The 10,078-nt window shown below is 36.7% G+C and carries 9 protein-coding genes; 1 reads left to right on the top strand and 8 read right to left on the bottom strand.

The features are described from left to right. Positions 1-89: 89 nt before the first annotated feature. Together AAIB49_RS15705 and AAIB49_RS15700 are read right to left on the bottom strand one after the other, a co-directional pair. Positions 90-314, bottom strand: coding sequence for a helix-turn-helix transcriptional regulator (locus tag AAIB49_RS15705; RefSeq protein ID WP_343458571.1), 225 nt, complete (start codon positions 312-314; stop codon positions 90-92). Positions 315-448: 134 nt separating this feature from the next. After that, positions 449-1,555 (bottom strand): MGDG synthase family glycosyltransferase, encoded by a 1,107-nt coding sequence (locus AAIB49_RS15700; RefSeq protein WP_343458570.1) that lies wholly within the window; start codon positions 1,553-1,555, stop codon positions 449-451. 92 nt (positions 1,556-1,647) lie between these two features. Between AAIB49_RS15700 and AAIB49_RS15695 the strand changes: the two genes are divergently transcribed. Beyond that, complete coding sequence (locus AAIB49_RS15695; protein WP_339213898.1) at positions 1,648-2,463, top strand: metallophosphoesterase; 816 nt, start codon at positions 1,648-1,650, stop codon at positions 2,461-2,463. On the opposite strand, the gene AAIB49_RS15690 is transcribed toward AAIB49_RS15695, so the two are convergent. The 6 genes from AAIB49_RS15690 to ftsE form a co-directional block, all read right to left on the bottom strand. Then, positions 2,456-3,004, bottom strand: a complete 549-nt coding sequence (locus AAIB49_RS15690) for a YkoP family protein (RefSeq protein WP_339213897.1) — start codon at positions 3,002-3,004, stop codon at positions 2,456-2,458. The genes AAIB49_RS15695 and AAIB49_RS15690 overlap by 8 nt on opposite strands. Before the next feature lie 179 nt (positions 3,005-3,183). Continuing rightward, on the bottom strand, positions 3,184-4,353 hold the full coding sequence (locus AAIB49_RS15685; RefSeq protein WP_343458569.1) for a PDZ domain-containing protein: 1,170 nt from the start codon (positions 4,351-4,353) through the stop codon (positions 3,184-3,186). 508 nt (positions 4,354-4,861) lie between these two features. Continuing rightward, the gene (locus AAIB49_RS15680) at positions 4,862-6,334 is read right to left on the bottom strand and encodes a S41 family peptidase (RefSeq protein ID WP_343458568.1); all 1,473 of its coding nucleotides are present in this window, start codon (positions 6,332-6,334) and stop codon (positions 4,862-4,864) included. 191 nt (positions 6,335-6,525) lie between these two features. Beyond that, positions 6,526-7,872 (bottom strand): murein hydrolase activator EnvC family protein, encoded by a 1,347-nt coding sequence (locus AAIB49_RS15675; protein ID WP_339213892.1) that lies wholly within the window; start codon positions 7,870-7,872, stop codon positions 6,526-6,528. 115 nt (positions 7,873-7,987) lie between these two features. Next, entirely contained in the window at positions 7,988-8,881 is an 894-nt protein-coding gene (gene ftsX / locus AAIB49_RS15670) for a permease-like cell division protein FtsX (RefSeq protein WP_339213890.1), read from the bottom strand. After that, positions 8,871-9,557: a cell division ATP-binding protein FtsE gene (ftsE, locus tag AAIB49_RS15665; protein WP_339213888.1), complete on the bottom strand. Its 687-nt coding sequence runs from the start codon at positions 9,555-9,557 to the stop codon at positions 8,871-8,873. Before ftsE ends, ftsX begins: the two co-directional genes overlap by 11 nt. Between the last annotated feature and the right edge of the window lie 521 nt (positions 9,558-10,078).

The following is a 10,078-nucleotide window of genomic DNA, read 5'->3' as shown; positions in this document are numbered from 1 at the left end:
TGAGTCCTCCTTGGTTACTTAAATTAAGGGTCCATTTTTGCTTCGAAGCTTTGGACACCTCGTATGATACCAAGAGGGCTCTTTTTGTTTCAATCCTCAAATTTCTTCATTACAGGAATGCTCCTATCACTTATAAATAATTCATCAACCTTAACCCCTAATACACTTGCTAAATCAAATGCCAATTGTAAGCTAGGATCATATTTGTCGTTTTCAATTGCATTAATGGTCTGCCTACTCACATTGCACAAGTCTGCAACCTTTCCTTGAGATAGATGCTTTTTTTCCCGAAATTCTTTAATTCGATTTTTCATCTTATTTTCACCTTCATATTCGACTGTGTGTCAAATAGTTTTTACATCCTTATTATAAAAACAGACGAAAGGGATGTCAAATATTCTTTACACCCTTTTCGTCTACCTAATAAAAGTATAGGAACGGCTAAACTCTATGCCTTACAAATAGTTAATAATATTTCAGACAACGAATTTCTTTCTACATATTCATGATATAAGTTTAGATTTTCCTCGTACATAAGTTGTCTTTCGTTATCCTGGAAAAATTCCTTCACTTGCGACTCGATACTTCTTTCGAATGGGTTTACTTGATTAACAATGCCTAATTGAGCTAATTCCATTTCATTTACTTTTTCTTGACCAGGTAAGGCATTACAAGTGAAAATTGGGATTCGCTTCATTAAGCATTCACTAATTGTTACCCCTCCAGGCTTGGTAATAACGGCGTCAACTTGATTATATAGCTCATTCATTCTCGCTTTGCTATCCACATAGCGAATGGGCTGGACATATGGATGGTTCCATTCTGAAAGATCTTGATATAGCTTTTCATTATGCCCACATAAAACCGTGTATTTTATTTCCGGATGACTAGGGATTAGTTTGTCCATTGATGCAATCCCTAAACTTCCGCCTGTAATTAATACATGGAGCTTCTGATTGCTTTTTTTCTGATACGGAATTCGGAAAACTGGATGTACCGGTATTCCGGTTACAAAAATCCTCTCCTCGTCTACACCTAAATCTAATAAAAATTTCTTGACCGTTATCGATGGAACGATATGATAATCAATACCACTAATCCCCCATACACGGTTAATAAAGAAGTCGGTATATACATTCACTGTAACTGCATGTAACTTTCCTTTTTGCTTTAAAACACTAGCAATATTGGAAGGAAGACAGTGTGTACAGAATAATATTCTTGGTTCTGTTTCTTTCATTAATTTCTTAAAAAACGCTATGAACATTGCTTCATATACACGCTGTCTAGATCGTTTCGTATGATTTTTTACAGCAAGTCTATTGTAGACCACATCATATGCTTTTGGGACCATTTTAATCCAATTTAAATACGTAGCAGAGACAAGTCGTTCCACTTTTCCAAAACTATACGATAATATATCCACCTTTTCACAGTTGATTGATTTCACAGCACGCTCCAATTCCTCTATCACTGCGTCAGCAACATGATGATGCCCAGTCGGAATTTGCATAAATGGTAGTAATAATGCTTGGCTCTTTGATTTCGTATCCAATATATTCACCCTATCATTCAAATGAATCCCTTGATTTACCAATGAATCTATTCGTATAGCCATGTTATAATCGTTTTCGGGGAGGAATTCATATGACATATATTATTTCTACACTATTGTTCATCATTATTGGCTTTCTCTTATATAAAGCAAACCTAAATACGAAAGATATTCAAATAAATAAAATACAAATCTCTACTAAACATCGAACAAATCATTCTAACTTATCCATCCTACACTTATCTGACCTTCACCTTGAAAATATCTCTATCACACCAAGTCAATTAGCTACCAAACTACAGCATGAGCAACCTGATATCATTGCACTAACTGGAGATTTTCTTGATAGAAAACGTACCCTACCCAAGTTAATACCATATCTTCAGGTTCTCCAAAAAATGAAGCCAAAACATGGCATCTACGCTGTACTTGGTAACCATGATTATGTCCTAAAAGGGCAGAATTTATTAGATTTAAAATCGATTCTTACACAATACGGTTGTATCGTTATGCAAAATAGCTCTAAAACAATAACGATAAACGGTCAAAAGATTAATATAATCGGCATTGATGATTACTCAACCAATCGAAGTGACCTAGAAGAATCCTATCGTCAGGTTAATGATGGTCTTAATATTGTCCTGACTCATGATCCAAACGTAGTTCTCGAAATGGATGATTATCCATTTGATTATTTATTAGCAGGTCATTTCCATGGTGGACAAATCCTTTATCCAAAAGCATACCACTTAGTAAAAATGGGAAAACTACCACGTTTAAATATGATAAAAGGATTGCATATCCATAATGACTCCCCTTTTTATATTAGTGAAGGATTAGGACAAACAGGTGTAAACATTCGGGTCGGCAGCCGCCCTGAAATCACCCTCCATGACGTTGCTATTTAACTTTAGACCCATATCTAGTAACTAGCTCATCCTTTGACATGAATAAGTACATGGGATATTCATGATTGGATGAGCTAGCCAAATAATTAATTGGAGTAAAGGTTATTTTTTTATACATTCTATATACTGGGTTATGGATAAACACATTATCGAAACCTAGTCGCTTGGTACCTTTATGTAAGGTAGTAATTCCTATTATTCCTTTTAACTCATCATAGCGCTTATGATGTTTTACATAGTCTGCCAAAAGCGGCATGGCTCGTTTGACTAGGTGGTAAATGTATACAGCACGCTTCGTGTCACTTTTTTCTGCATATAAATCATTCATGATTTTCACATTATGAAGATGAATCTTAATGAGCAGGTCATTTTTATTAATAATAGTACCGTCCTGTAATATCGTACGTCTTCCTTTATATCGAGTAAGTCGAACACGAAATACCGTTCGATTCTGTTCCTGATCCTTTACATAGCGCAATCTAGTAAAGGAATAATATAGCGGATCAAATACATTCCAGAACCCTAATAGATAGCTTTTCATCCATACAATTATCCTTCCTGTACATATTTTGCATTCTTAGTTTGGATGAAAATCAACAAAAATATTAGTACTACCTAGACTTTTTATCTATTCTCTTCACACAAAAAAGCACCCTATAGGTAGACTTTTTTTAATGTCTACTTATAGAGTACTTTTCACTATGGATACGGTCTTCTATATTATTTTGTCCGATATGGCTCTCCTGCAAATAGTAACCCTAATTCATGGTGATCGCCTTCATACATGGCACTTTGAATAAAACGAACCTCACCATTGTGATCAAGTAATTCCACCTTAAAGAAAGAGCCTGTCTGCTGTAATGCTTCATAGAGATCATCTTCACTTTGGATTCGATTACCATTTACTTTCATTACGGTCTCGCCAATTAGAATTTGTAAACGATCAGCTGGTGAGCCCGGGATAACACCGAGAACTTTTAAGCCATCGTTCGTATGATTGAAATAAGAGCTTTTCGCATTATCTTTTGAGCGATGTCGGTAGTTAAGAATTTCTCTTCCAATGATTGCTACGACAACAGCAACAATCGTTAGCCACGGTACGAAGATACTACCGATTGCAATAGCTAGAACTAGTACAGCTAATGCTAATAGCTGTAGCGCAATCTGGTTCGCTGTCTTATATGGCAAACTACCTCGCACTACAAATTCAAAGCCTAAAACAACTGGTATAAGGACTAACGCATAATTCTCCCCACCGATAGACAGAAATGGCCAATAGGGTGCAAATGGTTCGATAAGTCCAGCTGGTACTAAAGTAAAAAACGGGATTATGGAGAACTTCTTAATTATATGCTTACCAATCCAACTGCCCCGAGCTCCTTTTTCTAATCCAGGATATGTCTCATAGATCTTCATTCTACTTAGGAAATGCGCTTCTACAAATAAAAATAATGCTAATAAAATGGCAATGACAGAATAATTAACCTCTCCTAAGCTAGGAATAAACGTAACATTATCCGCTACTAAAGGAAATAACATTAAGACAAAAAAGGTAATCCCAAAGGTGTAACTTGGGGAAAGGAAAGAAAAACGTAATGTAAGACTTAATAGAATCGTAACGATACTTAGGATAATAAGCACTTCATATGTAACTACCATACCAATTGCTATCGTTACGACTGAATAAAATAATCCAATAAAAACCGAAAACCCAATCGTTCCCTTCCACTCCGAGAAGATATCGAATACCTTAGTTCCAAAATCTCTTCTTTCCTGCTTGATTCTTCTTATGCCTACTAACGTAATCAATACAATAGACCAATATAAAAGTGGATTGAGAAAGACTTTTCCAATTCCTTTACCAAATTCTAATAACCAATCCTGAAACATTTGTGTTCACCTTCCCAATCTACAGTTCCTGTTAATAAGTTAATTATAACCTTATATATTCGTCATTTGTCGATTCTTTTCCTGCTTTTACCGTATAATTTTTACAAGAACGTATGGAAAACATAATGATGTAAAATAAGACAAGACTAGGACACACGTTTAGAAGGTATAACAAAACCGAATGATTAGCACAAACCTTGCTCCGGAAATATACGCTCATCCCTTGTTCGCTAAGTGGATCAGGCTTTTCCCCCTCCGCCAAGGGATCCTGCTACGTAGCCTTGCTAGTAGATACAGGTGCATCACTTGGTCTCTACGTATATTTCCAAAGCTAATCTCGTGTATCATTCGGTTATACATTCATTCTTTGGCTAACCTCTCATGCTCCTATAGGGCTTTTAGTTTGCCCTATGCTTCCATAAAATGCTTTATATCTTTCCCGAGCTACCATCTTGTATCATTCTAGTTTTGCTTTATTCCATCAGGTGTCAAAGCCTTGGTATCATAATTAATGTACCACTTCTAATGCTTTTTCTAATTGTAAATCATCTTCACCACTACGGATTTTTTCAATAATGCTCGATTCCAGTGTTCCAGCTGTTTCCTGGTCTACTTCCCCTGTAACCGTTAAATCATGATCCTTTTGGAAGGCTTTGACTGCTTCTTCTGTTGCCTTACTGAAATAACCGTCTGTTCTGTCAATATCATAGCCCAAGCCTTCTAGCATGATTTGAATATTTTCAATTTGGCTTCCAGAGTGATCCAGTGATAAAGGCTCATCTGTTACTTGTATTGGGGTTGTGAAATAATATTTCGGTTGTTCCACTTTCACAGTTGGCTCAACACCTGTTTCGTGAATCCAAGTTCCTTTTGGTGATAACCATTTGAAGAAGGTTAATTTAACTGTACTTCCATCACCTAATGGAACGGCTTGCTGCACTGTACCTTTTCCAAAACTATTCGTTCCAACTACATCATAACCAATTTCTTTCATCGCCACAGCTAATATTTCAGATGCCGATGCACTGCCTTCGTCTACTAGAACAGAGATTGGATAATCCTTTTTCTTATCTAATGTAGAGTAATAAGGCGTTTTATTTCCACTTTGATCTTCAATTTGAATATATGGTATATCCTTTGGAACAAATAAATCTAAAATCTCTTCAACAGAATTTAAGAGTCCACCAGGATTCCCACGTACATCAATAACTAATCCTTCCATTCCATCATCTTCTAATGCTTTAAGCTGTGATTCAAAATCTTCTGCCGTTGTTTCAGCAAAATTAGTAATTTCAATTAGCCCTGTTTTCTTCCCATCAACAGTTTTCATTTCAGAATGAACGGTTTCGATTGGGATGGTGTCACGGACAATAGTAATTTGGAAAGGTTCTGTCGTTCCCTGACGTACAATAGTTAAGACGACTTCTGTTCCTTTTTCCCCACGAATTTTGGCAACTGCCTCATTTAAATCAAGTCCTTCCAATGATTCTCCATCTACCTCTAGAACTTGATCGTTTGGTCGAAGTCCTACCTTTTCTGCTGGGGAATCTTTAATAGGCGATACAATCGTCACCATTCCATTAACCATACTAACCTCAGCACCAATACCTTCAAATGAGGATTCAATTTGTTCATTAAACTGCTCCATTGTTTCAATATCCATATAGGAGCTGTACGGATCACCTAGTGTCGCAAGCATTCCTTGAATAGCACCTTCAATTAGTTGCTGTTCTTCAGCTCCCTCTAGATAATTATCCTTAATCAAATGATAGGCTTGAGCCACTTTTGACCATTGAGCTGGTAGCTCATTATTTCCCTTTGCCTCACCAGCCTCTTGTTTATTACTATCAAGATTATTCTCAGAGATAATGGATTCTTTTTCACCTGGTTGTGCAATTGCTGCTCCCACATATGCTCCAATAAAACCTAGAAATAAGGCTCCAACCAGTATCAGCACAATATGTACTTTATTCAATTTCATGATATCACCCCAGTATTAGTTATATGTTAGGTAGTTATCTTAAACACCAAAAACGAAATGATTATCGTTAAGATTCAAAACTACTTATTCTATAATCATATCGAAAAAGCGTAGCACACGCCAAACTTTTTTATTAAAGAAGAAAAGAAAAAAGCATTACACCGAATGTGTAATGCTCCTCCCCTATACGCTTAAGGTAAATAATCCATAGGATTTACATTATTTGTGTTAGGAGGATAAAAACCTATCCATCCACCTTTATGCACCTCAAAATGTAAATGTGGGCCTGTAGAACGACCGGTTGAACCAATATAACCAATTAACTGACCTTGTTCTACGACTGTTCCATCTTCAACGGCAAAACCATTTAAATGGCCATATAGCGTTGTATAATCAACTCCATCGATCTTCGTAACAACTAATATATGGTTACCATACGTGTCAGATAAGTTACCTCTTACGGCTACACCATTTGTGGCAGCATAAACCGGTGTACCAGTAGGGGCTGCAATATCTATTCCAAGATGATAGCTTACTTGTCCAGTAATTGGATCAACGCGTTGTCCCCACTGAGATGAAAGCCTTCCTGAAGCTGGCCAAATGAAGGAAGAACTATTCACTGCACCCGTTTCAGGGCTTGATAACTGGCTAAGATTATTTTCTGCGACCTCTTTTGCTTTCGCTACCGCCTCTTCTTGTTTACGAATCATTGCTTGTTCATCTTCCAACGTAAACATGAATTCCTCTAACTCTTCATGCTCTTTCTCCAGTTGTGCTAGCAGACGCTTTCTTTCCGACTTTTGTTCATCTAGTTGACTTTGTAATGCAACTAGCTCTCTCTTTTGGTCTTCTAATACTAGCTTTTTCTGTTCCACATCATTTCGTTTTGCTTCGATTTCTTTCTTGTTCTCTTGCACCGTTCGTTTTTTCGTTTCAACATCAGCCTTGTCTTTTTCTAATGATTCAATAATCGTTTTATCTTGGTCCATCATAACATTGACAGCGGCCGCTCTTGAAATAAAATCAGAAAAGCTTTTAGACCCGAGAATGACTTCTAAGTATTTTATCGGTCCACCATTCTTTTGAATAGAGCGAAGTCGATCCACTAGTAATGCTTCCCGTTCCTCGATACGGTCTAGTAATATCTCAATCTCATCTTCTAGCTGTTTAATTTGATCGGTTAGATCATCAATCGTATTCGTTAGCTCATAGATCTCATTGTTCGTCGTATCGATTTCACCCTGTTTGGAAGCAATATCTTCCTCCGTATTTGCTAAATCCTGTTCAATCGATTCAATTTGTCCTTGAACGGTACCCTGCTTATTTAAATTTTCTTGGATTTTCTCTTCTGTATCATTTTTATTCGTTTGTACTTCTTCCTTCTGTTCTTCTAGCTGCAACTGTTCCTTCTCAAGTTCCTCGATTTCTTGCTGGAGCTCTTCTTTCGTTTGAGCGAAAACCTGGTTTACATCAATCAAGATGGACATAAAGGCGAACAGTCCAATCAGTAAACCAGTTATTGCTAACTTTTTTGTCATCGATCTTCCCCCTGTTACCAAGTAATCTAGAAAACTATTATTTTTCGTATGTAAAATCTATTGTGGAAAAGATATAGGACCTTCCTCTACCTTTTCCACATGGTTCAAAACACTATTAAACTTTCAAGAATTTGCGTACACTCATCAAACTTCCCCACATTCCAATTCCAGCACCTATCACTAGAATAATAAGCGCTAATTGCCATGCGAAGGGATTAAATGGTAACACTTCTACAAAGCCGATTGTCTGCACCGTAGTTATACTAGATTCAATCCATTTATATCCACCTAATACTGCCGAAATAGGGATGATTGATCCTAATACACCTAGTAATAATCCTTCAATGAAAAATGGTCCACGAATAAATCCATTCGTTGCTCCTACTAACTTCATAATTCCAATTTCTCTACTTCTTGCCATGATCGTTAATTTAATCGTATTGGAAATTAAGAAAATAGCAGTTAATACAAGACCAGCGATTAGGATAATTCCTATTGTTCTAGCATAATCGGTAAATTTAAAGAGATTTTGTGCAACGTCTTCCCCGTACGTAACTGAATCTACTCCATCAAGCTCAGCAACCGCTTTTGCAATACCTGTCGTTTGCTGTGGTTCATCTGCCTTCACAATATAGGCATGGTTTAATGGGTTATCATTTTTAAATCCACCCCATACGTCTCCACCATCACCCATGCTATCAATCAAGCTATTAAGTTCATCATCTTTAGATGAAAACACTACACTTGCTACATTAGGGATTTTTTCAATCTCTTTTCCTAGTGCGATGACTTGTTCATCATCTGCGGCTAAATCAATGAGGACCTTCACAACGACATCCTCTTCCACTTTCTTTGCCATATGATTAAGGTTTAAAATTAAACCTAAAAACGCACCTACTAAGAGTAATGTAACCGTTACAGCTCCGACCGAGGCTACAGTCATCCAGCCGTTGCGATATATGTTTTTTGCACCTTCACGAAAATGTCTTTTGATAGTTCTAGCTTTCATAGCCGTATTCACCTCGATGCTCGTCTCTTACAATTTCGCCATCTTCAATTGCAATAACACGTTTTTTAATTGTATTTACGATTTCCTTACTATGGGTTGCCATGATAATGGTTGTCCCACTATTATTGATTTGCTCAAATACTCGCATAATTTCCCATGATGTTTCCGGATCTAAGTTACCAGTCGGTTCATCAGCAATAACGATTTTAGGATGATTTACAATTGCTCTAGCAATGGAAACACGTTGCTGCTCTCCGCCAGATAATTCACTCGGATAGAAGCGAGCTTTATTTTTTAACCCTACTAAATCCAATACTTCCATTACACGTTTTCGAATATTACGAGGAGATTCCTCTATAACCTCTAGTGCAAACGCAACATTTTCATAGATTGATAATTTAGGAAGCAAACGGAAATCCTGGAAGATAACCCCAATATTCCGTCGAAGTAATGGAACTTCCTTTTCTTTGATTTCACTGACATCTTTATTGTTTATGAAAATTTGTCCCTTTGTCGGTTTTATCTCACGATACATAAGCTTAATAAAAGATGATTTCCCTGCGCCAGATGGTCCGACTATGTATACGAATTCACCTTGATCAATTTCGACATTAATTCCATTTAAAGCTGTCACACCGTTATCATACATTTTATATAAATCCTTCATTAATATCATTTATAATCACCTTTATTATTATAGTTAGTCAAAAAGCCTTATATTGTACAAGATTCTTTTACATTATAACATCAATCAACAACTTTTTTTGACAAAAAAATATTACATTTATATTTCAACGGTAAAATTTCTGGGAATATTGTAGGATTATGACAACTCGTGTGCTTTTTTATAGGTATAAAGTAGTATATCAAACCCAAAAGAGCATCGATAGCCGTTTTCTGTTACCTTTTTATTCTCTTCCTCGCGAAAAAGGGCACTGATTGCATCTCTCTGTTACCTTTTTATCCTCTCTCTCGCAAAAAAGGGCACTGACATTGTCCCTCTGTTACCTTTTTACTCTCATCCCACCGAAAAAGGGCACTGATACTGTCCCTCTGTTACCTTTTTACTCTCATCCCACCGAAAAAGGGCACTGATTGCATCTCTCTGTTACCTTTTTATCCTCTCTCTCGCAAAAAAGGGCACTGATTGCATCTCTCTGTTACCTTTTTATCCTCTCTCTCGCAAAAAAGGGCACT

It is taken from the genome of Ornithinibacillus proteolyticus (assembly GCF_039581225.1).
Taxonomy (GTDB): domain Bacteria; phylum Bacillota; class Bacilli; order Bacillales; family Amphibacillaceae; genus Ornithinibacillus; species Ornithinibacillus massiliensis.
The sequence above is the reverse complement of the archived record's forward strand: the minus strand, read 5'-3'. Positions and strand labels throughout refer to the sequence as shown.